This window comes from Ignavibacteriales bacterium, from assembly GCA_026390775.1.
Taxonomy (GTDB): Bacteria; Bacteroidota; Ignavibacteria; order Ignavibacteriales; family Melioribacteraceae; genus Fen-1258.
In genome coordinates this window covers 1,018,498-1,043,818 of the sequence record JAPLFF010000007.1, presented here as the reverse complement: position 1 = coordinate 1,043,818, position 25,321 = coordinate 1,018,498, and the positions used below count along the sequence as shown (strand labels likewise).

At 35.2% G+C, this 25,321-nt stretch carries 24 protein-coding genes; 22 read left to right on the top strand and 2 right to left on the bottom strand.

The annotated features are described in order from the left end of the window. Positions 1–25 precede the first annotated feature (25 nt). The 5 genes from NTZ27_09835 to NTZ27_09815 all read left to right on the top strand — a co-directional run bounded on the left by NTZ27_09835 (position 26) and on the right by NTZ27_09815 (position 7,003). Positions 26–385 carry a cupin domain-containing protein gene (locus tag NTZ27_09835; protein MCX6175039.1) on the top strand — a complete coding sequence of 120 codons (360 nt, stop codon included), beginning with the start codon at positions 26–28 and terminating at the stop codon, positions 383–385. Positions 386–519: 134 nt separating this feature from the next. Continuing rightward, positions 520–1,863, top strand: coding sequence for an ATP cone domain-containing protein (locus tag NTZ27_09830; protein ID MCX6175038.1), 1,344 nt, complete (start codon positions 520–522; stop codon positions 1,861–1,863). A gap of 93 nt (positions 1,864–1,956) precedes the next feature. Beyond that, positions 1,957–4,296 carry a GH92 family glycosyl hydrolase gene (locus NTZ27_09825; protein ID MCX6175037.1) on the top strand — a complete coding sequence of 780 codons (2,340 nt, stop codon included), beginning with the start codon at positions 1,957–1,959 and terminating at the stop codon, positions 4,294–4,296. Between the two features lie 82 nt (positions 4,297–4,378). Further along, positions 4,379–4,966, top strand: coding sequence for a hypothetical protein (locus NTZ27_09820; protein ID MCX6175036.1), 588 nt, complete (start codon positions 4,379–4,381; stop codon positions 4,964–4,966). Between the two features lie 225 nt (positions 4,967–5,191). Next, positions 5,192–7,003 (top strand): hypothetical protein, encoded by a 1,812-nt coding sequence (locus tag NTZ27_09815; protein MCX6175035.1) that lies wholly within the window; start codon positions 5,192–5,194, stop codon positions 7,001–7,003. A gap of 4 nt (positions 7,004–7,007) precedes the next feature. Here the strand turns inward: NTZ27_09815 and alr are convergent, their stop codons facing one another. Continuing rightward, a complete protein-coding gene (gene alr / locus NTZ27_09810) occupies positions 7,008–8,159 on the bottom strand; it encodes an alanine racemase (protein ID MCX6175034.1) in 1,152 nt (383 codons plus the stop codon). 110 nt (positions 8,160–8,269) lie between these two features. On the opposite strand from alr, the gene NTZ27_09805 reads away from it, so the two are divergent. The 15 genes from NTZ27_09805 (at position 8,270) to NTZ27_09735 (ending at position 22,107) form a co-directional block, all read left to right on the top strand. Further along, positions 8,270–9,166 (top strand): alpha/beta hydrolase-fold protein, encoded by an 897-nt coding sequence (locus NTZ27_09805; protein ID MCX6175033.1) that lies wholly within the window; start codon positions 8,270–8,272, stop codon positions 9,164–9,166. A 45-nt stretch (positions 9,167–9,211) separates the two neighbouring features. Beyond that, positions 9,212–9,844, top strand: a complete 633-nt coding sequence (locus NTZ27_09800; GenBank protein ID MCX6175032.1) for a hypothetical protein — start codon at positions 9,212–9,214, stop codon at positions 9,842–9,844. Positions 9,845–9,893: 49 nt separating this feature from the next. Next, the gene (locus NTZ27_09795; GenBank protein ID MCX6175031.1) at positions 9,894–10,544 is read left to right on the top strand and encodes an RluA family pseudouridine synthase; all 651 of its coding nucleotides are present in this window, start codon (positions 9,894–9,896) and stop codon (positions 10,542–10,544) included. A gap of 29 nt (positions 10,545–10,573) precedes the next feature. Then, positions 10,574–11,059 (top strand): DinB family protein, encoded by a 486-nt coding sequence (locus NTZ27_09790; GenBank protein ID MCX6175030.1) that lies wholly within the window; start codon positions 10,574–10,576, stop codon positions 11,057–11,059. 33 nt (positions 11,060–11,092) lie between these two features. Further along, entirely contained in the window at positions 11,093–11,611 is a 519-nt protein-coding gene (locus tag NTZ27_09785) for a YiiD C-terminal domain-containing protein (GenBank protein MCX6175029.1), read from the top strand. Positions 11,612–11,629: 18 nt separating this feature from the next. Continuing rightward, complete coding sequence (locus NTZ27_09780) at positions 11,630–12,184, top strand: hypothetical protein (GenBank protein MCX6175028.1); 555 nt, start codon at positions 11,630–11,632, stop codon at positions 12,182–12,184. A gap of 147 nt (positions 12,185–12,331) precedes the next feature. Next, on the top strand, positions 12,332–13,465 hold the full coding sequence (locus NTZ27_09775) for an alpha/beta hydrolase-fold protein (protein ID MCX6175027.1): 1,134 nt from the start codon (positions 12,332–12,334) through the stop codon (positions 13,463–13,465). Then, positions 13,466–14,002, top strand: a complete 537-nt coding sequence (gene yjjX, locus NTZ27_09770; protein MCX6175026.1) for an inosine/xanthosine triphosphatase — start codon at positions 13,466–13,468, stop codon at positions 14,000–14,002. An 85-nt stretch (positions 14,003–14,087) separates the two neighbouring features. After that, positions 14,088–14,876 carry a PhzF family phenazine biosynthesis protein gene (locus NTZ27_09765; protein MCX6175025.1) on the top strand — a complete coding sequence of 263 codons (789 nt, stop codon included), beginning with the start codon at positions 14,088–14,090 and terminating at the stop codon, positions 14,874–14,876. Positions 14,877–14,970: 94 nt separating this feature from the next. Next, the gene (locus NTZ27_09760) at positions 14,971–15,942 is read left to right on the top strand and encodes a hypothetical protein (protein MCX6175024.1); all 972 of its coding nucleotides are present in this window, start codon (positions 14,971–14,973) and stop codon (positions 15,940–15,942) included. An 18-nt stretch (positions 15,943–15,960) separates the two neighbouring features. Then, positions 15,961–17,472 (top strand): sigma 54-interacting transcriptional regulator, encoded by a 1,512-nt coding sequence (locus tag NTZ27_09755; protein ID MCX6175023.1) that lies wholly within the window; start codon positions 15,961–15,963, stop codon positions 17,470–17,472. A 1-nt stretch (position 17,473) separates the two neighbouring features. Beyond that, entirely contained in the window at positions 17,474–19,072 is a 1,599-nt protein-coding gene (locus NTZ27_09750; protein ID MCX6175022.1) for a serine/threonine protein kinase, read from the top strand. 9 nt (positions 19,073–19,081) lie between these two features. After that, positions 19,082–20,356 (top strand): T9SS type A sorting domain-containing protein, encoded by a 1,275-nt coding sequence (locus NTZ27_09745; GenBank protein ID MCX6175021.1) that lies wholly within the window; start codon positions 19,082–19,084, stop codon positions 20,354–20,356. After that, the gene (locus tag NTZ27_09740) at positions 20,353–21,174 is read left to right on the top strand and encodes a hypothetical protein (protein MCX6175020.1); all 822 of its coding nucleotides are present in this window, start codon (positions 20,353–20,355) and stop codon (positions 21,172–21,174) included. Before NTZ27_09745 ends, NTZ27_09740 begins: the two co-directional genes overlap by 4 nt. Before the next feature lie 567 nt (positions 21,175–21,741). Then, the gene (locus NTZ27_09735) at positions 21,742–22,107 is read left to right on the top strand and encodes an STAS domain-containing protein (protein ID MCX6175019.1); all 366 of its coding nucleotides are present in this window, start codon (positions 21,742–21,744) and stop codon (positions 22,105–22,107) included. A gap of 2 nt (positions 22,108–22,109) precedes the next feature. On the opposite strand, the gene NTZ27_09730 is transcribed toward NTZ27_09735, so the two are convergent. Further along, positions 22,110–23,333 carry a U32 family peptidase gene (locus NTZ27_09730; GenBank protein ID MCX6175018.1) on the bottom strand — a complete coding sequence of 408 codons (1,224 nt, stop codon included), beginning with the start codon at positions 23,331–23,333 and terminating at the stop codon, positions 22,110–22,112. 116 nt (positions 23,334–23,449) lie between these two features. Here NTZ27_09730 and NTZ27_09725 point away from each other — a divergent pair, with 116 nt between their 5' ends. Next, the gene (locus NTZ27_09725; protein MCX6175017.1) at positions 23,450–23,656 is read left to right on the top strand and encodes a hypothetical protein; all 207 of its coding nucleotides are present in this window, start codon (positions 23,450–23,452) and stop codon (positions 23,654–23,656) included. 84 nt (positions 23,657–23,740) lie between these two features. Next, positions 23,741–25,321, top strand: coding sequence for a PAS domain-containing sensor histidine kinase (locus NTZ27_09720; GenBank protein ID MCX6175016.1), 1,581 nt, complete (start codon positions 23,741–23,743; stop codon positions 25,319–25,321).

Below are 25,321 nucleotides of genomic sequence, written 5' to 3'. Positions count from 1 at the left end.
TATTATAATAGAAAGGGAAGAAATTATGTTCGTAAAACCGCTCAACAACATTCCAAAAGAAGAAGTTAAAGCAGGAGAGAAAACATCAAAGCAAGTTTTAATTTCATCGGAAGAGGGACCAAATTTCGCAATGCGTAAATTTTCGATAGAGCCGGGCGGCGGAATGCCGATGCATACAAACACAGTTGAACATGAACAACTTGTACTCAACGGAAATGCGAAAGTGATTATCGGCGGTTGTGAGTTCGAAGCAAAGAAGGATGATATTGTGTTCATTCCTGCCAACACTCCACATAGTTACAAAAATATAGGCAATGAACCGTTTGAGTTTTTGTGTGTTGTTCCGAATAAGACCGATGTAATGGAAATAGTTGACAAAAAATAAACTCAGTTAATATTATAAAGATTTTCGAACGATAGATTTTTACATGCTTCGGTTTGTGTTGGAATCAGCAATTAAAAAGTAAGCTGGTTATATTATAACAGTAAAATTTTTTTTTACAGTGATCTGGAGAAATAATGAGCAAGTTCAAATATGTAATTAAAAGAAGCGGGGCAGTTGTTCCTTTTAATCCCGATAGAATTGCAAATGTTATTTACAGAGCGGCGGTTTCTGTCGGAGGACGCGATAAAGAAAAATCTTTTGAACTTGCTAAAAAAGTTGTGACTATGATGGAAGAAACATTTGAAGAAGGTTATAGACCGCAAGTTGAAGAGATACAAGATATAATTGAAAAAGTTTTGATTGAGAACGGACACGCTAAAGTTGCAAAAGAATTTATTCTTTATAGGGAAGAAGCAGCTCAAAGAAGACGCGCGGACTCACGCCATTTTTCCAAACCGAACGAATTGATTCCATGGAGAAAAGTTTGGCGCTCTCTTGATTGGGCGGTTACGCATAATCTAAACACAGTTGAAGCTGCCAATGCAAGAATCCGTAATGGAGAATTTCCGCACATCGTTCACGAAGCAGAATCATTTTACGAAACACAACTTGATACTGCTGCTGAACTAATCAAAGAAAGAAGCAGCGAATTAAAAATGGTAATGGTAAGCGGACCTTCGTCTTCCGGCAAAACGACAACAACAATGAAACTTGAACAGCGTTTGAAAAAAAGCGGAATGAGTTTTGTCCCGCTGGTTGTTGATAATTATTTCTTTGATCTTGAAATGCATCCTAAAGATGAATTTGGTGATTATGATTTCGAAACTCCGCAAGCACTCGATCTTGAAATGATCAACGATCATTTAAAACGGCTCGCTGCTGGTGAAGAAGTTAAAATTCCTTACTATGATTTTAAGACCGGTAAAAGACTAGCAGACAGAACACCGCTTCAAATACACGATCATGAAGTTTTGCTTATTGATAGTCTCCACGGATTGTTTCCGGAGTTCAGCAAAGAAATTCCTGCTTCACAAAAATTTAAACTCTACCTTGAACCGTTACTGCAAATGAAAATGCCGAACGGAGAATATATCCGCTGGACTGATTTACGTTTGATTCGCCGCATGCTGAGAGATTCTGTTCACCGCGCTTATAATCCCGAACAAACATTATTGCATTGGCATTACGTGCGGGCATCTGAAAAAAGGAATATTCTTCCATACAGCAATACCGCGGATTATATTGTGAATACTTCCATGCCGTATGAAATTTCGTTATACCGACCAAAACTTTTAGCTCATTTTATTGAATGGGAAAAGAAATATCAAAACGATCCTTTGAGAGAAGATGCATACACGCGCGCTTCACGCGTTAAGAAAATGCTCGAAGCAATTGAACCGATTGAAGACGATTCACCTGTTCCTGGCGATTCAGTAATGCGGGAGTTTATTGGCGGAAGCACGATTGAATATCATTAGAACTAAGAATGTAGAGTGCAGAGCGTAGAACGAAGAACGCAGAGTGAAGAAATAGTATTTATTCTCTCACTATTTGTCTTCCAAGGAATCAAAATGACTAAAAAATATTTTCTTTTACTTATCATCATTCTGTTTTCGACAAATTTTTTAGCGCAGAATAAAACAAAAACTCCTTACGATTATGTTAATCCATTTATTGGTACGGATGATATGGGGCATACATATCCCGGCGCAGCAGTTCCGTTTGGATTGGTGCAGCTTAGTCCCGAAACAGATTCTGTTTTGTACAGTTACGGCAAAGGCTATAATCCCGATGTTTATAAATATTGCGCAGGTTATCAGTACGCAGATAAAACAATTGTTGGATTTTCCCACACGCACATGAATGGAACCGGGCATTCGGATCTTGGCGATTTCCTGATTATGCCGACAATCGGCAAGTTGAAATTAAATCCCGGGACAAAAGAAAATCCCGAAAGCGGATACCGCTCACGATTTTCTCACAACACAGAAAAAGCGAATCCCGGTTATTATGCTGTTCATCTTGATGACTATAATATAGATGTAGAATTAACGGCGAGCGAACGGGTTGGATTTCACAAATACAAATTTCCGAAAGCAAATGATGCACATATAATTCTTGATCTAACTTCCGGCATCTATAATTATGATGGAAAAGTTGTTTGGTCTTCGGTGCGTGTTGAAAATAATAAGTTGGTTACAGGATTCCGGCAGACAAACGGATGGGCGCGAACACGTTACGTTTATTTTGCAATGGAGTTTTCCAAGCCGATAAAATCTTATCAATTACGTAACGATGAACAAAGTGTTTACGGAGGATTCTGGCGGAAGTTTAATCAGAACGAAAATTTTCCTGAACGCGCCGGACATAAAGTAAAATGCGCTTTCAACTTTGAAACTGAAAATGGAGAAATAATTTTAGTTAAAGTTGCTCTAAGCGGTGTAAGCACCGCAAACGCAATCGAAAATCTAAAAGCAGAAATACCTGGCTGGGATTTTGAAAAAGTTAAAGATCGGGCAAAAGAAAAATGGAACAAAGAACTTTCTAAAATTACAATTGAAACGAGTGAAGAGAGAAAAATAAATTTTTATACGGCGATGTATCACAGCTTTTTGAATCCTAATATTTTTTCCGATGTAAACGGAGAATACCGCGGATTGGATCAGAACATTCACAAGTCGAACAAGTTTACAGATTATACTACTTTTTCTTTGTGGGACACATACCGCGCGCTTCATCCTCTCTACACAATCATTCAGCAAAAACGCACGGGCGATATTGTTAACTCAATGCTCGCGCATTACGAGCAAAGCGTTCATAAAATATTGCCGGTTTGGTCTCATTGGGCAAATGAAAACTGGTGCATGATCGGCTACCATGCCGTTCCGGTTATTGTTGATGCTTACATGAAAGGGATTAGAGGATTTGATGTGAACAAAGCGTTTGAAGCAGCTACAGCCAGCGCTAATTATGATTTGTATGATGGAATCGGTGCATACAAAAAATATGGTTTCGTGCCGGAAGATTTGAGTTCGAACTCCGCATCAAAAACTTTGGAATATGCTTACGATGATTGGACGATTTACAAAATGGCAGAAAAGCTCGGCAATAAAAAAGAGGCAGATGAATTTTTGAAACGTGCGAACAGTTACAAAAATATTTATGACAAAGAAACTCATTACTTGCGAGCAAAGAAATCAGACGGAACATTTAAATTTCCGTTTGACCCGTTAAGCGTAATTAACCAAGGCTATATAGAAGGAAACGCATGGAATTATTCTCTGTATGTTCCGCACGACGTGAAAGGATTTATTCAACTTCTCGGCGGAAAAGAAAAACTTGTAACCTGGCTCGATTCACTTTTCACAGTTGATCTGCCGGAAAAATATTTTGGCGAGAGCGAAGATGTTACAAAAGTCGGAATGATCGGCAATTATGTTCACGGCAACGAGCCGTCTCACCATGTGCCGTACATGTATAACTTTGCGGGAGCGCCGTGGAAAACACAAGAAAGAATTCATCAGATAGTAAACACAATGTACAAACCAGAACCGCACGGTCTTTGCGGTAACGATGACTGCGGACAAATGTCTGCCTGGTATATTTTCAGCGTAATGGGTTTTTATCCCGTTGCGCCGGGAAGCAATGAATATGTTATCGGGAGTCCTTGTGTTGATAAAGCAACAATTAATTTAGAGAACGGAAAGAAATTTAAAATTACCGCAGAAAATCTTTCTGAGAAAAATATTTATATAAAAGAAGTTTGGCTGAATGGTAAAAGTATTGACAGAAGTTATCTTACACATAAAGAAATTGTTAGCGGCGGGGAATTGAAATTTGTAATGCAAGATCATCCGAATAAAAATTGGGCGGTTGATAAAAATTCTGCACCGTATTCGATGAGCAGATAAGAGCGTAAAAAGTGAAACGTGAAAGGTGAAACGGAAGACGGAATTAATTCAGAATAATTATAAACGATACTGTTAGAATAAAATGGACGAAAAGACCAAAAGCGAGTTTAAAAGTAACGACCCCTTGTTATTGCTGAATAATAGATACGAAGAAATCGTATTTGCAATAAATTTATGTTTGGAAAACAATTATGTCTTACCAACACTTATGATACTTTTTACCGCTATTGATAGTGCTGGACATTTATACTCAAATAATAAATCTGGACGAAAAAGATTTATTGAATGGGTCAACAGATGGCTAATCGGCGATAAAGAATTGCCATTCACTGCTATTGACTTGTATTCAGCACGATGCGGAATACTCCATACACTTACGGCGAATTCATCTCTTGTCGAAGAAAGAAAAGCTAAAAAAGGTATTTACACTCTAAAAGAAACTAATGAAAAAGAAGCCATCGATGCTTTGGGAGAGGGAATATTGGACGAATATTTCATAATTAGAATCAATTCTTTGGTTGAATTATTTTTGAAAGGGTTTCTAGATTTTTTTGATAATATTCTAACAAATCCAGAGTTGAGGAAAAATGTTACTAATAAATGTATGAGTTATTATAGTAGAACAACAACGGATGAAGTATTAGAAAAATTTAATATCAAAAATGTGTAACAAACTACTCAACAACAACCTCTTCCATATTACTTGTAGAATTGTAAAAGTATTGTAAAAGTTGATTAAAACCGCCATCCGCGCAAAGTTTGCAAAGGATTAATTACTATTTTTAGTTGCGAAAGGAATTAACCCAAGCAACTGAAGATATTATTTATCTCACAAGTTTTATTTCCTCGCAATTGAAATCAGAAACAAACTATTGTACAAATTATTTGGAAAAAAGTGTTTAAATCTTTCGGACATAAATTTCACATTCCCGTTCTCGGTGTTGCTTACTCAGTTGATGCACCTCTTAAAGTAGCGAAGTACGGAATATCGTCTGTTATGTCGCTCGTTGACGATACTTTGGTGGAGCGACTACGCCAGCATTACCTCGAAAAATTAGGCAGACCATACGTAAAAATTGAAGACAGCGATGAAGCACGCTCTCTAAGAATAAGCGCATACTTGAATATGGTTAAACAATTAGTGAAAGAACAATTCGAAGAATTAAAAAACTCTCCGTTTGAAATTGGAAGCGAGATTACAAAATATTTTGAAATGCTTCCGGACTCATCTGAATTGAAAATCAAATATTATGAAATGCTGAACTCTGAAGACGAGCAAGCTCGAATAAATTTACAGAATGAATTACGAAATAATATTTATTCCGGCTCGATTGATGTAAACATTATGACCAAGGTGGACAAAGCAAATTATAATTCTGAGGGCACTCAACTATCGCATGAATTTAATGATGCACATGCTGCCTTGCGCGGATTTGCTATGAGCGATCTTGAAAGCTCAATTGTTTTTTCTGCAGGCATGAATCCGAAATTGTACGGCTACATTGAAACGTTTAAAGATTTTTATCCAAACGAGGAAAGCAGTTTTAAAAAGAAAATTGTTATTAAAGTCAGCGATTACCGCTCCGCATTGATTCAAGGAAAGTTTTTAGCTAAGAAAGGATTATGGATTTCGGAGTATCGAATTGAATCCGGTTTAAACTGCGGCGGACATGCATTTGCAACAGACGGTTTATTGCTCGGTCCGATTCTCGAAGAATTCAAAAATAAAAAAGACGAATTGCTGAACACGTTAAAAGAAATATATCTACCCGCGCTCATCAAAAAAGAAATTTCCGTTGATGCCGAAAAATTAAATTATGATGTAACCGTTCAAGGTGGAGTGGGTAAATCAAGCGAACAGGAATTTCTTCTTCGCTATTACGGAGTTAAATCGGTTGGATGGGGAAGCCCGTTTCTTTTGGTGCCGGAAGTAATGAATGTTGATGATTATACATTGCAGAAACTTTCTGCTGCAGGAGAAGAGGATTTATATTTAAGTGATATCTCTCCATTGGGAATTCCTTTCAACAGTCTGCGCGGCAACAGCAAAGACATTGAAAAAATGGAAAGAATTGAAAACGGAAAACCCGGCAGTCCTTGCCCCAAAAAGTTTTTATTGTCGAATAAAGATTTTTCTGATAAACCGCTGTGCACTGCTTCAATCACATACATCAACAAAAAAATTGCCGAGCTGAAAGAAAATTATACAAACGAAGATGAATACAAAAAACAATTCGATAAAGTTGTTAACAAAGTTTGTTTGTGTGAAGGGCTTACCGTTCCGGCATTGATCGTAAATAATATTGCAACACCAAAATTAAGCCGCTCAGTGTCTGTATGTCCCGGACCTAACCTGGCATACTATTCAAAAATTGTTTCTCTGCACGAAATGGTTGATCACATTTACGGTAGAATAGATCTCATCACCCATCCTAACAGACCGAATATGTTTGTAAAAGAACTCGGGCTCTATATAGATTACCTTCAGAAAAAGATGGATGAAAATGAAAACGAGTTTTCTGCAAAAGATGAAGAGTTTTATAATATGTTTACCGCGAATCTTTTAGAAGGTATTAGCTACTACAAAAAAATGATTTCCGATATTTCGGAAGAATCAGAGACAACGAGAGAAATAATTAAAGAAGGGATCGAAGCATTAGAACAACGGCTGCTTGCTATTTTTTCTGTTGCTGTGGAAATTGATTGAAAGATTATTCCAAGTAAACTCTCGGCACCCGCGTATTTATATTAGTTAGAATTTCATAAGGAATTGTTCCTGCCCAATCCGCTAGTTCTTCAACTGTAATTTTATTTGAACCGTCTTGACCAATCAAAATAACTTCATCGCCGTTAAATGCAGAATCGTTTTCGATGTTCACAACAATTTGATCCATTGAAATTGATCCAACAACAGGATAACGTTTTCCACGGATTAAAACCTCAGCTTTGTGAGTCATGCTTCGCAAATACCCATCTCCATAACCGAGAGGAATAGTAACTGCTCGGATGTCGTGCTCGGGCTTCCACGTTAAACCATATCCGACAGGATGACCCGCTTTGATGATTTTAAAATAAACTACCAACGATTTCCATGTTAATGCCGGATGGACTTTTATCGTTTGTGGGATTTCTTGTGAAGGATAAACTCCGTATAATAAAATTCCGGGACGCACCATATCAAGATTGGCTTCGGACATTTGAAGTATTGCACCAGAGTTTGCGATATGACGAAGCGGCATTTCGATAGAATGTTTTTCGAAGAACTTTAATACATCGTGGAATCTTTCAAGTTGTGTGCGCGTATAGGATGTGTCTCTCAGTTCCGAATTTGCAAGATGAGAATATATTCCGTCTATTCTAATATTTTTACATTTAACAGCGGCATCAAGAAATTTTTCCGCAGTATAATAATGAACCCCGATCCGTTCCATTCCTGTATCAATCTTTAGATGAACTTTAGCTTTTGTTTTCATCATCGAAGCAAGTTCATCTATTTGATTCAACTTACCAATGGAAGACGCTGTAATTGTTAAATCATGTTTTAAGAAAAGCGGAATTTGATTTCCCCAAATTCCTCCCAGTACTAAAATTGGAATTGTAATTCCCTGTTCCCGCAAAAGAATTCCTTCTTCAAGAACAGCGACTCCGACACAATCTGATTTTAGTTCCTGCATCAATCGAGCAACTCTTACCAATCCGTGTCCGTAAGCGTTGGCTTTTAAGATCGGCATCATCTTCGCCGGTGAAACAAACTTTTTTATTTTATTAAAATTATCGGATAAAATTTTCAGATCAATTTCTAAACGCGTAGGACGAATAATTTCGTCCACGCTCATTGTCGGGTGATTAATCGTGTTTGCCATCGCTTAAGTTTTTTGTTAATGTAAAAGTAATATTTTATAATATAACTAGAATGGAATAATGTATCTGCAAGCTATATATTTAATTAAACGACAATCCAGAATGGAGAAAAATGAAAAATTATATTCAGAAAATATTTCTTACCCTATTTTTTTGTTGGGCAATGTTGCCTGCTCTCCAGCTAAAATCACAAGATAAAGCAACAGATAAAGCCACTCCAGTTACAATACACCGCTCACAAGTAATAAATATTACATCAAAAATAAATAGCGTAACCTACCCGATATTTGTTGCACTGCCGGGCAGTTATTCTACATCTAATAAAACTTATCCCGTTGTTTACATGCTTGATGCATATTCATCATTTGGAATTATGGTTCAAATGGCGCGCTTGCTTTCGTTCGATAAAGAAATTCCCGAAGTAATAATTGTAGGTATATCATCCGAGGGCGGCTCTAAAGAATTTAATTATAATCGAGCGCGAGATTTTACACCAACACAGATCCAGCCGGAAAAACTGCCGGAAGAATTTAGATCAACATTCCCAATTTCAGGCGGGGCAGAAAAATTTCTTGGATTTATCAAAGACGAATTGATACCGTATGTTGAATCGAATTATAGATTTAGTCCCGGTGACAGAACAATAGAAGGTCATTCATTGGGCGGACTTTTTGTTTTTTATTCATTGTTTAAGGAACCGGAATTATTTAAAAGATATATCGCAATTAGCCCGGCTTTATTATGGGATGATGGATTATTAATAAAGGAAGAAGCAAAATTCTCGCAAGATCATAAATCATTAAAGTCAATTATTTACACAGCGGTTGGTTCTCTAGAAAACGAAACATTTAAAAATCCCTGGACACAATTAGTTAATAACTTAAAATCACATGGCTATGATGGAATGAAGTTAAAATCCGAAATTGCCGAAGGAGAAACCCACTATACTATAATTCCATATATAGTAACCCATGGATTGAAATCTGTTTTTTCAGAATCAGAAAAATAAATCGGCAGAAATTAGAATTATAAACAAAAATTGAAATGGAGAAAAATGTTTAACAACATACAGCCGATCGTGCTCTTCGGTTACGCTGCATCAGCTATTATTGCAGTTTCTTTGATGATGAGCTCGATTGTAAAACTTAGAATTATAAATCTATGCGGGGCGATGTTATTTTCCAGTTACGGATTAATTATTAAAGCATACCCGGTCTTTATGCTTAACGGGTTTATTACACTCGTTGATGTTTATTATCTGCTTCAGATATTCGGCGCTAAAGAATACTTCCGCATATTGGAGGTGAAAACAAATTCCGAATATTTGGAATATTTTTTGAAATTTCACGAGAAGGAAATAACAAAATTCATTCCCAATTTTATTTTTGAACCGAACGATAAATCCCACGTGATGTTCGTACTAAGAGATACTGTTCCTGCTGGACTTGTCTGCTCGGAATATCTTGACAATGACTGCATCTACATGAAATTAGATTATGCAATTCCCGACTACAGAGATTTTAAGATCGGCAAATATGTATTTCATGAAATACTCAAAGAGAAAAAAATAAAAAAGATTTACAGCGATACTGGCAACAAGAAGCATGAACAATATTTGAAGCGGATGGGTTTTGTTAAATCAAGCTTAGATTCAAAACCGGTTTATTGCCTTGACATTTTATCTTGAACGATGACGGCATCCGCAAAACAAATTAGTACAATTAAGGAAGCGATTAATGGCTGATCAAATTGAAATACTTTTTGAAGACAAAAATGTTATTGCTGTTAACAAACCGGAAGGGCTTGCCTCAATAACAGAAAACGACACAACTGTTGATTCTCTTCATTCACTTCTAGAAAAAAAATACGAACAAAAACTTTTTATCGTTCACAGGTTGGATAAAGAAGTTAGCGGTGTAATTCTATTCGCAAAGAATTCGGATGCACATAAATACTTAAACGATCAATTTGCCGGGAGAAAAGTAAAAAAGTATTATACAGCAGTGGTTCACGGAATTATAAAAGAAAATGACGGCGTGATTAAGAAACCGATTCGCGAATTCGGTTCGGGAAGAATGGGTGTTGATGACCGGAATGGAAAACCTAGTGAAACGAAATTCCATGTTGTTCAAAGACTCCGCGATTATACTTTGTTGGAATTAAATCCATCAACAGGCCGCCGCCATCAACTACGCGTTCATCTATATAGTATTGGTTTCCCGATTGCAGGCGATTTGCGTTACGGCGACAAAACAATTCAAGAAAAATATTTACGAATAATGCTTCATGCAAAGCGTCTTGAGTTTCAGCTGCCGGATAAGAAAAATATTTCAATCGAAGCTCCGCTTACGGAATCATTCCTTGAAGCATTAAAACAAATATCTTAGAACAATTAACTTATTTGGAGTCGTTAACAATGAATGATTTAGCACGCAAATTAAATTCTGTTTTAGAATCATCAGAGAAAAAATTAAAAACAGTAACTGAACAACAAAGCTCAAAGAAATTTTCGCCGGATAAATGGTCATCGAAAGAAATATTGGGTCACTTGATTGATTCCTCTTTTAATAACATGATAAGATTTGTCAACGGCCAATTCAAAAGTGATTTAGAATTCTCCGGTTACGATCAAAACAAATGGGTTGAAGCGCAGCATTACCAGAACGCCGAATGGAATTTTCTAATTGGTTTATGGACGATGAATAATTTACAATTAGTCCGAGTGATCGGGTCAATACCGGATGACGTGTTAAAGAAATCAACAATAAATCACAATTACGATCAGATTGCATGGAAAGAGTTATCTAAAAATGAATCTGCAACCTTGGAATATTTAATAGAAGATTACATCGGTCACATGAAACATCATTTGAATCAAATATTCATTCTATTGGAGGAATAATTTCTTAATAACGGAACAATCGCTCCGGAGCTATTGTTATTAATTAAACACAAAGATGAGGCATCAATGTTTTTGCGGGATGAAAGTAAAGATTTATCAAACAAAAAAGTTTTCGATCTTCAAAATTATATTCGAAGTAGCATTCCAATAACCGATTATATGAATTTCCGTATTGAAGATTTACAACTCTATTCGATCAAACTATCCGCGCCGATAAAACCGAATGACAATCATTATGAAACTGCTTTCGGAGGCAGTCTTTCAACGCTAGGTATTTTAGCCGGGTGGTCAATTTTGCATTTTAGGGCAGCGGAAGAGAAACTCAAATGTGTAATTGTAATTCAAGAAAGCAATATGAAATATTTACGTCCGGCACGCACAGACTTTGAAGCGGTATGCGATACGCTGAATGAAAAATTGTGGAATGAGTTTAAGAACGGTTTGCTTGCAAAAGGAAAAGCAAGAATTTCAATGTTCACAAATCTATATTCGCAAGGCGAACTAGTTGCCACTCATAAAGGAATTTTTGTCGGACTTGCAAGAGCAAAATAAATTATTTGGAATGATAAAATGAAATCATTAAAAGAAATATCAAACGAACATTTAAATTGGATTCAACCAAAAGCCACTCAACAATTATTTGAACTGCGCATTAAAGATGATTTGTTCGGCACGTTATTGTTTCCCAAATCGGTTGGATCGCTTGCCGAGGCGGAAACATTTGACGGAAAATGGACTTTCAAACGGGTGGGATTTTTTACAACACGAATAACAATTAGAAATACCGGAGAGGAAAATGATCTCGCCGTGTTCAAACCGAATCTGATGGCATCAAGCGGGATCTTAGAATTTAATAATGGAAAGAAATATCAATGGCAGTCATCAAATTTTTGGGCTACAAAGTTTGAGTTCAAAAATTCCGACGGTGAATCTGTTGTTATATTCCGTTCAGGCGTTGAAGAACCGAAGTTAAAAGATTGGTTCAAGACACAAGCACGTGTTGAATTTTCGGATCACAAAAAAAATCTTAAAGAACTTTCAATTTTGATTTTACTCGGTTGGTATTTAATAATTGTTCTTCAGATGGATTCTTCCACGGTCGCAGTGGTTGCGGCAACAACATAGGTTGGAATAAACCAAACTTCTCAAAGAAAATTGGTTTATCAATATCTGTATTGCCATGTGTTATTGGCGAAATCATCGGGTTGATACAATTAGAATTAAAAAAACATTGACGGTTAAGTAAAGGAAAAATCATTAAAGGAAAGTATGATGAAAAATTTTTTTGTTTTGCTAGTTTTATCTTTGTCTCTTCTAAACGCACAAGAGAAAGTAAAAGTAACTTTAGAAGTTATTTCGCCAACACTGGAGGACACAACAAAAATTTATGTTGCGGGAAATGTTGATGAGCTTGGCGGATGGCGACCGGACAAAGTAATGCTGGATACTTACGGCAATAAAATCTGGAGTAAGAAATTTGAAATATCAAAAGGAACTCGGCTCGAATATAAATTTACAAAAGGAAGCTGGGCAACCGAAGCTCTCGGAAGCGATTCTTCCGTTCCTCAAAACTCAGTATTAGTAGCCAATCGCGATACTACTGTATCGATAACAATTTTTAATTGGCGAGATAAATTTAATTTCAAAGTGAAAGGACAAATTACCGGAACAGTTAAATATCATAAAAATTTTATTCTTCTCGGATTAAAACCACGCAACATTTTTGTTTGGCTCCCACCGGATTATGAAATCAATATAAAGAAACGATATCCTGTATTTTATATGCACGATGGACAGAACCTTGTAGATCCGAGAACTTCAAATACATTTATTGATTGGCAAGTTGATGAAGCCGCAGACAGTTTAATCCGCGCGGGAGAGGTTGAACCGTTCATCATTGTTGGAATAAATAACACTGACGACCGCGGAACGGAATACAGCAATACACCGCTTGGAAAACTTTATATGAAATTGATAGTGGAACAAATAAAACCTTTCATTGATAAAGAATATAGAACACTACCGGAGGCAAAACATACAGCAATAGGCGGTTCATCAATGGGCGGACTAATTTCGATGATCTGTGCATGGAATTATCCCAATGTGTTTTCAAAAGCAGCCTGTTTTTCCCCGGCATTTATGTTCCGCGATTTTGATTACACTAAAGTCATTCAAGATGATAAATCACCAAAGAAGAAGTTGCTAATATATATAGATAACGGCGGCGTAGGTCTGGAAACAGTGCTTCAACCAGGTGTTGATAAAATGATTGAAGTACTGAAAGAGAAAGGTTATAAAGAAGGGAAAGATCTTTTTGTTTTTCTTGATAAGAACGCTGAACACAATGAAGCTGCCTGGGCTAAGCGTGTTTGGAAACCAATAAAGATATTTTTTGGTGTTCATTAAATGAAAATTCTTGTCGGCTCAAAAAATCCAGTAAAAATATCTTCAGTTGATGATGCGCTTAAAAATTATTTTAAAAATATTGAAGTAATTGGAACTGAGATTGAATCCGGAGTTTCAGTTCAACCGATTAACGATGAAACATATACCGGAGCGCAAAACCGTGCGTTAAGATTGAAAGAGATTAACGATTTGCAAAATCTCGGCGCTGAATTATTTGTGAGAATTGAAGGAGGAATTACGGAACAATTCAGCAAGTGGTTTGCTTTTGGTTGTATCTGTGTTTTAGATAATAATGGAAGAACCGGATTTGGAACGTCTCCACATTTTCAACTTCCACCAAGTGTTGTTGAAAAACTTTTGCGAGGGATTGAACTTGGTGATGTAATGGATGAAATTATGAATCAACAAAACACAAAACAGAAAAACGGTGCGATCGGGTTTTTCACAAATGGTGTTATGAATAGAAAAGAACTTTACGTTGAAGGATTGAAAGTTGCGGTAATTCCTTTTTTGCATAAAGAAATGTATTTTAAATAAATCTTGCTCATGATCTCGATCTGCTCAAATAGAAAACGATCAAGGGCAAAATCATGAGCATGATTACGATTTGAAGGAGAAAAATATGACTTTACCATTATATCAAGTTGATGCTTTCACAACAAAACTTTTTGGCGGTAATCCGGCTGCGGTTATTCCGTTAGAAAAATGGTTAGATGATTCAACTCTTCAAAACATTGCCGTAGAAAATAATTTATCCGAGACAGCTTATTTTGTTAAAGAAGGAGAGCATTATAAAATTCGATGGATGACACCGGCGAGCGAGGTTCCTTTATGCGGACACGCTACGCTTGCCTCTGCATTTGTAATTTTTAATTTTATTGAGAAGAACTCGAACACAATAAAATTCATATCAAAGAGCGGAGAACTAATTGTTGAAAGAAATGGAGAGATGTTGACACTCGACTTTCCCTCACATAAACCAACGCCAATCAAAATTACCGACACAATTAAAAATTGTTTTGATAAAGAGCCGCTGGAAGTTTTACAAAATGGATTTTATGTTCTCGCAGTTTTTGATTCCGAAGATTACATCCGCAACTTTCAACCAAATTTCGAATTGATAAAACAAATTCATCCTCATGCAGTAATAATTTCATCAAAAGGAAAAGAAGCAGATTTTGTATCGCGCATGTTTGCCCCCAATGAAGGCATTAACGAAGATCCGGTTACCGGCTCATCACATACTGTTCTTATTCCATATTGGGCGGAAAAATTAGGTAAGAAAAATTTTCGTGCACTTCAAGTATCTAAAAGAGAAGGAGAGCTTTTTTGTGAAGACCTTGGAAAACGGGTTAAAATATCTGGTAGAGCTGTGCTCTATTCCACAGGAAATTTATTTTTGAGTTTATAATTCAGATTATTTCCTGCATATTAGCTCTGGAAATTGGGGATTTTTAAAGTTGGATGATTTATCTCGCAAATTATTAACATTGAAAATTGTCTGTATGAAAATTTTTCGTAGTCTAATTGTCTTTATGGGTTTGTTGTTCGTTATCTCATGCGATGCGCCAAAACTTAATCCATTGGACCCGAATAATCCGGATTCCAAACTTGGACAGTTTTATGGATTTGTTAAAACACAAACAATTCCTCAACAAGCGATTATGGGAGTAAAAGTTTCCTGGAAAAATGATAATAGAACTCTTGAGACGGATGCTAACGGATATTATAAATTAGAAAACTTACCAATGATTGATGGAATTCTTTATTTAGAAAAGGACAGCTATAGTAAAGATTCAATAAGAATAAATTGGCAAAACCAGAAAAACATTAATCTCGGGACAACTTCACTCAATTCTATTCCCAAGTTAGATAATTTAGCAATCTACACAAGTGTTGAGAACCGATATCAAGATGACCAAAGATATACTTTGTTCGTTCAAGCATCTATTACAGATGTTGAGAATGACATAGACAGCGTTTATGTACGCTGCAATGCATTAAATTTTAATAAGCAATTAATATATAATTCTCAGACTCGTTTATATGAACTAAGCTATCTGTATGGAAGCAAGAATAGTCTTCCTTCAATAGATGATGCGATAGGAAAAAATTTTGATATAATAGTAAGAGACCGACTTGGCAAATTTTTTACTGTGGGTACTTCAACGATAAAGAGAATCATCAAACAAGAAATTTTATTTGAATTACCCGCTAACGGTATAACAGTTGGTTCTAAACCGGTTCTCAAATGGAACAGATTTTTACCTGGATTTAATTTTCAGTATATGCTTCAAATATATACTGATGAAGCAAACTCCCAATTGAAATGGGAAAAGCAAAAGATTTCCAAGGATGATATTGAAGCTATAACTGAAATTAATTTACCTGCCGGAAATTACTATTGGGTAATTTGGGGAATAGATGATTTTCAAAACAGAGCACAATCCAAGCCGGCAACGTTTAATGTTCAATAAAGAGTTTTTTAGAAATTGATGACAACTTTTTTTACAAATAATATTAATCATATTAAGAATTTATCGAAGGATGAATTCGAATCTCTTTATGAATTCAGCCAAATTCTTAATTCAGCGACCAAACAAGAATTATTGATTGAAGACGCAATTGATATTGTGATAAATATTATTAATGCGGAGCGCGGATTATTTGTGAAGTATGATGAAATAAATGACAGCTTTTCTATAATCACCGCGAGAAAAATTTCGAATGAGAGCATTACTGATCTTCATGAATTTTCTTCAGGAATTTTGCAAAAAGTAATCAAAGAAAAGAAACCGCTTCTCTATCATGATGTAATGAGCGATCCGCACCTTTCACAATTTGAGAGCGTGCAAATTCAACGGATCAAATCTGTAATTGGCGTTCCAATTGTCCGCGACGAAAAGGTGTGGGGAGTAATTGTTGCCGATAGCCAGCTTGATCGCCGTGAGTTTACTGAAGAAAATCTTTTATTCTTAAGCTTCTTCTCAAACTTAGTTTCGCTTGCGCTAGATCGGATAATTAGACTGGAAGAATTAGAAAAAGAGAATCAAATTCTTACCAACAGATTGCAGTCATATTTTGAAATCCCGGACATGATCGGTGATAGCCCCGTTATGAATACCCTCTCGCAAATTCTTTATAAAGTAGCACTGACTGACACAACAGTGTTAATTACAGGTGAGAGCGGAACGGGAAAAGAAATTGCGGCACAAGCAATTCATGAATTGAGCAAGAGAAAAGATAAACCGTTCCTTGCTCAGTTCTGTGGATCAATTCCCGACAATCTTCTAGAAAGTGAATTGTTCGGATACAAAAAAGGCGCGTTTACCGGTGCCAATAGTGATAAGCAGGGATTACTTGAAGCCGCAGAAGGTGGAACATTTTTCTTAGATGAAATTGCGGATATTTCCACGGCGCTTCAAGCAAAATTATTGCGTGTCCTTGAAAATAGAGAGATCATTCGGCTTGGAGATGTTAAAGTAAGGAAAATTAATGTTCGAATAATAACCGCGACAAACAAAGATTTACAAGCACTCGTAAAGGAAGGTGCGTTCCGCGAAGATTTGTTTTACAGATTAAATGTTTTTCCAATTCGCATTCCACCATTACGAGAGCGAAGAACTGATATTTCTTTACTTGTTAGCTATTTTATTAAGAAGATGGGCAAAAAAGATATGGCGATAGATTCAGAAGCTATTAAAAAATTAGAAAACTATTATTGGCCCGGGAACATTAGACAATTAATAAATGTAATTCAACGTGCACTTATTCTTTGCGACGGAAATAAATTACACGCGGAACATATTATACTTGAAGATACAGCGGAACATATTATACTTGCAGCAGTCACAGAAAATTTTCAAGGCACTTTACAAGAATTTGAAATGCTGCTATTGAAAAAACGTTTGGAAGAGTTAAACGGGAACAAAACACTTACGGCTAAATCACTTGATGTTTCCGTCAGATGGATACAACTCAAAATGAAAGAAATGGGAGAACAGTAGAATGTCCGCACTCTCTGCTGAAATATTATTCGAGAAGTTCCAAATTATTGAAGTGTTAAAGAAAGACGAACACGCAGCGGTATTTCTCGCCAATCATATTTATCTCAATAAAAAAATTATTCTTAAAGTTCTTAATACACAAAAAATTCACGATCCATCACTTGTTGAAAGATTTAAACGCGAAGCAAAAATATTAGCAAAGCTCGATCATCCGAATATTATCAAAGTTCTAGACTTTGGACTTAGCAAAGAGTTTTTCTACATCTCATTTGAATATATTGAAGGCGAATCACTTCGAAATGTTTTCAAAACAAAAACTCTTACTCAAGAACAAAAAGAACATTTAATGATTCAGCTTCTTAAGGGATTGGATTACGCGCACGCTAATCAAATTATACACCGAGACATAAAGCCGGAAAACATTTTTATTGATAAAAACCTCAACGTAAAATTAGGTGATTTTGGTCTGGCGCTTTCCGCTGAGGATAATTATGTAACCAATCCATATTCAATTGTAGGCACTCCAAGTTATATGAGCCCAGAACAAATACGAGGTTCAAAACTTACAGCGCAAAGCGATCTATTCTCTTTGGGAGTTGTTCTTGCGGAATTGTTTACGGGGCAAAACCCATTCTTAAAAGAAAATGTTAGCCTTACCCTCAATGAAATTAACAGTTATGATGAAACTACTCTCGAAGAAAAACTTTCCGGTGTTCAGGAAAATATAAGAGAGATACTTCTTGTTTTACTTAAGAAAAATATAAATCAACGGTATGAATCCGCCGGAGAGATTTTAGAAGAGTTAAATATACAAGTGGATCAGCCAACAATAGTAGTTAATAATATAGATACTGAAGGAAGAAAATCAAAACTTGCGTGGATTTTTCTTGCAGCAATTGCTCTTGTAGTTATCGGGATTGTTGTTGTACTAATAATCAATGGACAAAAACAAAACTCTTCTCAAGTTCCATTTGGGAAAGACTCGGCTCAACTTAAAAATGATTCCGCGATTCAAAACAATATTTCAAATCAGCAGAAAGATCAAACAAATAATCCGGTTGATCTTAATAAATTGAAAGAGCCACTTGTTGATAATAAAGATCAAGCATCAACAGAAAATCAAAAAACGAATCCAAATTTAAACCCCAGTAATTCAATGGGTACCGGTTCTCTCGATATTAAAACATTTCCGACCAATGTTGAGGTCTTCATTAACGGGGAGAGTTATGATAAAACTCCGTTTAAGAGAGTAATCCCAATGAAAACAGGAGAATTCATAATTAAGTTTATACATCCCAATTATCCCCCTTTTTATAAAACCGTAAAGGTTGAAGTTGATAGTATAACAAAGGTTTATGTTAATCTCGAAACGGAAACTTTGGGATTTATTAATTGTGCAGTTTATCCGTTAGTTGGAGATATCTATATTAACGGAAATTATAAAACACAAGTACCTATGAAAAAAAGTGATTTGATAAAAGTTACGCCGGGTCCAATTACATTGACAATTAAAAATTCTAACTTTCAGGATATTGATACATCGTTTACTATTAAAGCAAAAGATACGCTGAGACTTCAATTTAGATTTAGAAATAAATAATTTTATACAATGAAAAAATTATTAACCATATCATTATTGCTGTTTCTGTTTTATCCGGTTCACGCTCAATTAAAATGGAAAATCACCGGTACTATGCCGTATCCGGTATACGGCGGTCAAGTAGTTTATGATATTGCTTCTCTTAGTAACAAGATTTATATACTTGGCGGATATTCTGAATCACTTCAGCGCGAAGTTGATTGGATTCAGGAGTATGATGTATTTCAGAATACATGGCGAATAGTGGGCAACATGCAGCAAATCAGAAAAGATTTTGTTGCCGGTATCTGGAAAAATAATATTATGTATTACGGCGGAGTTGTTGAAACATCTACTGATAAATACTCAATTGAATCATGGGACTTTAAGCTTACAACATCGCCAGCGATCGTTTTTGATCACAAATCTAATTTTGGAAGATCATTATCCACCGGACATATTCTTGGTGATAAGTTTTATATTATTGGTGGTGATTCATTAAATGCCGGCAGTTCTTCAGATTTTCCATACATTGTTGAATATAATTTGATAACAAAAAAGGATACTGGTATTGCCAAGATTAATTCCTCAAAGGATAAACCACGGCAGCATATGTCGTTCATTGTAGGAGACAACATTTATATTTTCGGCGGAGTATTTAATGGAGTAAACAGATCAATCAGAAAATTTAATATACCGTTACGAACTTTTTCCGATTCGACACAAAAATTGATTGAGGCAAGAGCAGGTGCCGCCGCCGTATATAACCCAATAAGTCAGAAAGGGTTTATTATTGGCGGATATAATGAAACAAATATAGCACTTAACTCAGTTGAAGAAGTTACTATTTTACCTGATGGATCCTTAAACATAGTTTCATCTACTCCCTTAAATTATTCAAGAACAAATTTAATGGCTGTTAATTATAAGGGAACAGTAGCGGTGTTTGGCGGAAAAGATGCGAGCGGAAAAGTTGTTCCTTATGTAGAAATCTCAGAAAACATTACTGATGTTGTATCAAATTTATCTATGCCCAATGAATTTCAACTTAATCAAAATTATCCGAATCCTTTTAATCCAGAAACTGTTATTAGTTATCAGTTAGCGAAGGGAAGTTTTGTTACATTGAAGGTTTATGATATGATCGGTAGAGAAATAGAAACTCTTGTAAATGAATATCAACAGTCAGGAGTATATAATACTCGATTCTCAGTCCTAAACTCTCAATTGCCTTCAGGGATTTATTTTTATCGTTTAACAGCGGGCAGTTATTCCTTAACTAAAAAAATGCTTCTTCTTAAATGATGAAAAAAAAATTATTTATTATAATTCTGTTAATTGGGGCATCATATTCTTTCGCACAGGGTGTATCCTATCAAAAAGTTAAACAGTTATATGAAAAATTCAAGTACGAAGATGTGATTATACTTTCAGATCAACTGCAGCAGCAGGGCGGATTATCCGATTCATTAGCGATAGATGTTTATATAATGAGGGCAAACATATTTTATTCGAACGGTGATGAATTATCAACAAGAAAAAGTTTTGAAAATATTTTATTGATCAAAAAAAATTACACGCCAGACCTATCAAATATATCTCCGAAATTAATATCGATTTTTAACGAAGTGAAAACCGAATATTTGCGCCAGCATCCTGACGTAGTACAAACGCAAGATTCAACACAAACAAAACCGGAAATAAAAATTATAGATCTAAGTACAATGAAAAGTGCGGTTGTGCAGAATATATTACTTCCCGGACTTGGGCAATTCTATATTGGAAACAACACAAAAGGATGGTTTACAACATCTGTTTCAACTTTAAGCTTAGGTGCTATGATTTATTTAGTGCTGAATACTCAAAAGAAAGAAGATGCTTATTTGAATGAAACAGATAAATTATTAATTCAACAAAAGTATGATGATTATAATAAATTTTATAAAATCAGAAATGTACTAATTATTTCATATGCAGTTGTTTGGTTATACAGTCAGATTGATTTACTATTTTTCTCAAATGGTGAACATGATTCTAACAGCAAACTTTCCCAATTAAATAATTTTAACTTTACATCTTCCCCGTTAAGCACATTACAAATAAATATTAGAGTTCCTCTATAATGCTTTTTTATAAGGCATAATTTTCGCGAGTTGCGAATATTATTCGCCCCCATAAATTCATTAGCATATTTCTTTCATATAGAATCATAAATTAATCGTTAAAAAAGCTATAAAACAGCAAAATTTAGCTATTTGGTTATCGTATCATTCAAATTCTGTCATTATTTTCTTGGCATTCAACTTGACTCTATTTATGCACACACACAATAAGGCTCCGTCCTTAAGATTGGCGAAGGGTAAAAGTTTAAAAGGCGTCCTTCGCCTTTCCTTTTTAAACCACTACTACAAAACTTAATCTGTAAATCATTAAGTTCAGTTGATTCCAATTACTGATTATCACAGATCTATTTATTACTATCGAATCATCAAGAATGGATTTACTCCATAGTAATCAAGTAGATCATTATGTGTTTATAAATAGTTCATAATCCGTATTACCCAAATCACATATTAGATTTTTAATTAGTTAAAAAACCCAATGCTCTCACCAGTGTAAATTTGTTTTCTATTAAAGTTAGAATTCATATATTGACTACCCGAAATGAGTTTTAATAATATAAAAAGTCTATGGATTTTAAATCTGATAAAATTGGCGAAATTGCGGTTATACATGTTTATTTGAATAGAGCTACTCTTGCAAAAGCTGTAAAGTTTAAAGAATTTGTTAGCGAAATTATTACAGAGGGTGCGACCAAAATTATCATTGATCTAAGCGTATGTGAATATGTTGACTCAACTTTTTTGGGTTCGATGGTTGCATTGCTCAAGAAAGTTAATTCTATTAATGGCGACTTACGGTTAGTTTATAATAAAGAAACGCCCTCATTAGTTTTTGTTTTAACACGAATGGATAAAGTATTCAAAGTTTTTCCTATGCTGGACGAAGCTATTGATAGTTTTGAAGGTGGAAAACCCAAGTTAACTTGGAAATAATTTTACTCAACAACAGAAACTATTTTATAAACTCTATCATTTGCACGAACCAATTCTTCACATTCAAAAGTAAAATCACCTCCCTTATTAACAGAATTTAACTCGATATCATCTTGAATAATTTTGTTAAGTTTTAATTCCACGACCCCGGTGGTACTTCCGATTATATATATTAAATCTCCAATTGCCAACGAATCAGCTTCTAATCTTACAAATGCGATCTTACTTTTCTTATAATAATTTAAAACTCTTCCGATATAAACTTTTCTTGTAGTAGCAATACTCCCAAAAGTTTTAGTATAACTTTCCGAACCGGGCTGACCGAAATAAAAACCCGAAGAAAATCCGCGGTTATAAACTTTTTTTAAATCTTCTTGGTATTCTAGTTTATGTTCTTGAGTAAGAGTTCCATCAAAGTAACGATCTATTGCTTTTCGATATGTTGATACGGCTTTTTCTATATATTCGGGAGCCCTTTTTCTTCCTTCGATCTTGAATGCATCAATACCCACTTCTATGAGTTTATCAATAAAATCAATTGTGCATAAATCTTTTGGCGATAATACATAATCTTCTCCGAGTGTTAAAGAAAATTTTTCATCCACATCTTTTATTTCATATTCTCGTCTGCATGGCTGAAGACACTCGCCCCGGTTAGCGCTTTTACCAAAAATTTCATGGCTCATAAAACATCTTCCACTAATAGCAATACACATTGCACCATGAACGAAGGCTTCAATTTCAACATTGGTTTTACTTTTTATCTCTTTAATTTTATCAAGCGTGCATTCGCGAGAAAGAACAATCCGCTTGGCACCTAGCCGCTCATAAAATGCTACTGTTGAAGAATTAGATACAGATGCTTGTGTGCTAACACAAAAAGGTATTTTATAATCAATACACTTTTGTATTACAGACATATCCCAACAGATAATCATTTCCACGCCGGCTTTCTTAGCTGCGGGAATAATTATATCAAGTTCTTCTAATTCATTTTCAAAAACAATTGTGTTGAGTGTTAGATGTGCCTTTACATTTTTTTCATTGCAAAATTCAACAATCTTAGGGAGTTCGGAAACATCGAAATTATTAGCGGCAGCGCGCATGCTTAGGTTTTTCAATCCAAAATAAATTGAATCAGCCCCGCTATTTATTGCGACATTTAGCATAATCCAATCACCAGCAGGAGCCAGGAGTTCAGGTTTTTTGATTTTTTCTTTTTCCATCTATCACAATAATAATAAAAGTTGTATAATTAATTTTAACCAAATTATTTAACAATATTACTTTTTAAAAGATATGCGGAATAATTTTATTTTTGCCTTGATCGGCACTGGAGGAATTGGGTTTAGCTACCCCGGTTACAATTATACTGCTTGAACAAAATCATGTGCCGAGCAGAACAATAGGTTTATCGGCGATGGTTGGAGATATAAGCATTGTAATTTTTTCAAGATACGCCGGAAGGCTTAAAAACTCATTCGGAGGAAAAACAATTTTTAACCCGGGAACTTTGTTTCTGCTTTTTCTTTTTGTTCAAATACTATAAAAAGAAGATATTCTATTAGTGCATTCTCTATATTTCCTCACACGAATTTATTATCTTACAACAAAATTTATTAAGAATAGTTGAATGAAACGCGGAAGCGGTAAAACAAAATCATCCGAAAAAGAAAAACTTTTAAAAGATAAAACCGGACAGCTTTTTAGCGAGACGGTTAGTTCTATTAATATAGTTCTTTATTCAATTAATGCTGAAGGAACAGAATATAATTTTATTACAGATGCAGTAAGAACTTTATACGGATTCTCGCCCGAAGAAATTTATAAGAACAAAACACAAATATTGCGGTCAATATATCCTGCACATTTCAGCAATTTTAAAAGTTTTATTAATAATCTTAATAATGGGATTGAGTCAACCGTTGAATACCGGATGAAAGATAGATTCGGCAAAGAGCACTGGGTCAGACACTCCGGATTTCCGATTATTAAAAACAATAAAACCGTACGCGTAGTTGGCGCAATTCAAGATATTACCGAAGAGAAACAAATACTACTGAAACTAGAAGGTTCTGAAGAAAGATTTAGAGCGCTGATTGACACTGCCGATGATTTGATCTTTATTCTTAACGGTTTTGGTTATTTCAGCATGGTTAATAAAAACGGCGCGACTACACTTGGTTATACCCCCGATGAAATGATAGGCAGACATTTTCTTGAATTCATTGATAAAGAAGATGAACCTAAAATAGCCGCCGCATTTACTGAAATATTAAACTCAAACGGAATTACAACTTTCGAAGCAATGTTTCTAGACAGATTTGATAAGGGGATTACATTTGAATTTAGCGCAAAGCCGATGTTAAGCGACGGAGAAGTTTCCGGTATGTTAAGCATCGGACGCAATATTACAAACCGCAAACTTGATGAACAAAAAATAAAAGATCTCAATGCAAAATTAGTTGAAGCTAATCGTATAATTTCTATTGAACGGGAAAGAGCCCAGCATAAGATAACTGTTCTTGAAGAAGTGAATAAATTAAAAAGCGAATTCATTTCAAATGTATCGCACGAACTGCGAACACCGCTTGCATCAATAGTTGGTTTTGCAGAAACAATTTTATCGGATCCGGATCTTCCCAAAGAAACTATTCGTGAATTCAGTAATATTATTTTAATGGAAGGCAAACGCTTAGGCAAATTAATTAATGATGTACTTGATTTTTCTAAACTGGAAAGCGGCGAGGAAGAATTACAAAAATCCTTAATTAATATTGTTAATGTCCTGGATGAATCCTTAATTAATTTTTCAGATCAGATTAAAGAAAAAAAGATTACACTTTCAAAAGAATATCCTAAACATGAATTACAAATTAACGTTGATAAAGACCGTCTAAAAAAAGTTTTTGGAAATTTAATATCTAATGCAGTTAAATTCACAAATGCTGGCGGAAGAATTACAGTAATACTGCAGGACTACGGGAAGGAAATTGAAATAGTTATTAGCGATACAGGTGTTGGAATTCCGGAAAAAGATTTGCCGAATCTTTTTCAAAAATTCAGTAAAATTCAACAATTTGGAACACCGCTGGGCGGCGCTGGGTTTGGTCTTGTAAGCGTAAAACAAATTGTAGATTTGCACAAAGGTTTTATTAAAGTTAGAAGTCAGGTGGATAAAGGAACAACATTTATTATTCGTTTACCAAAGTAG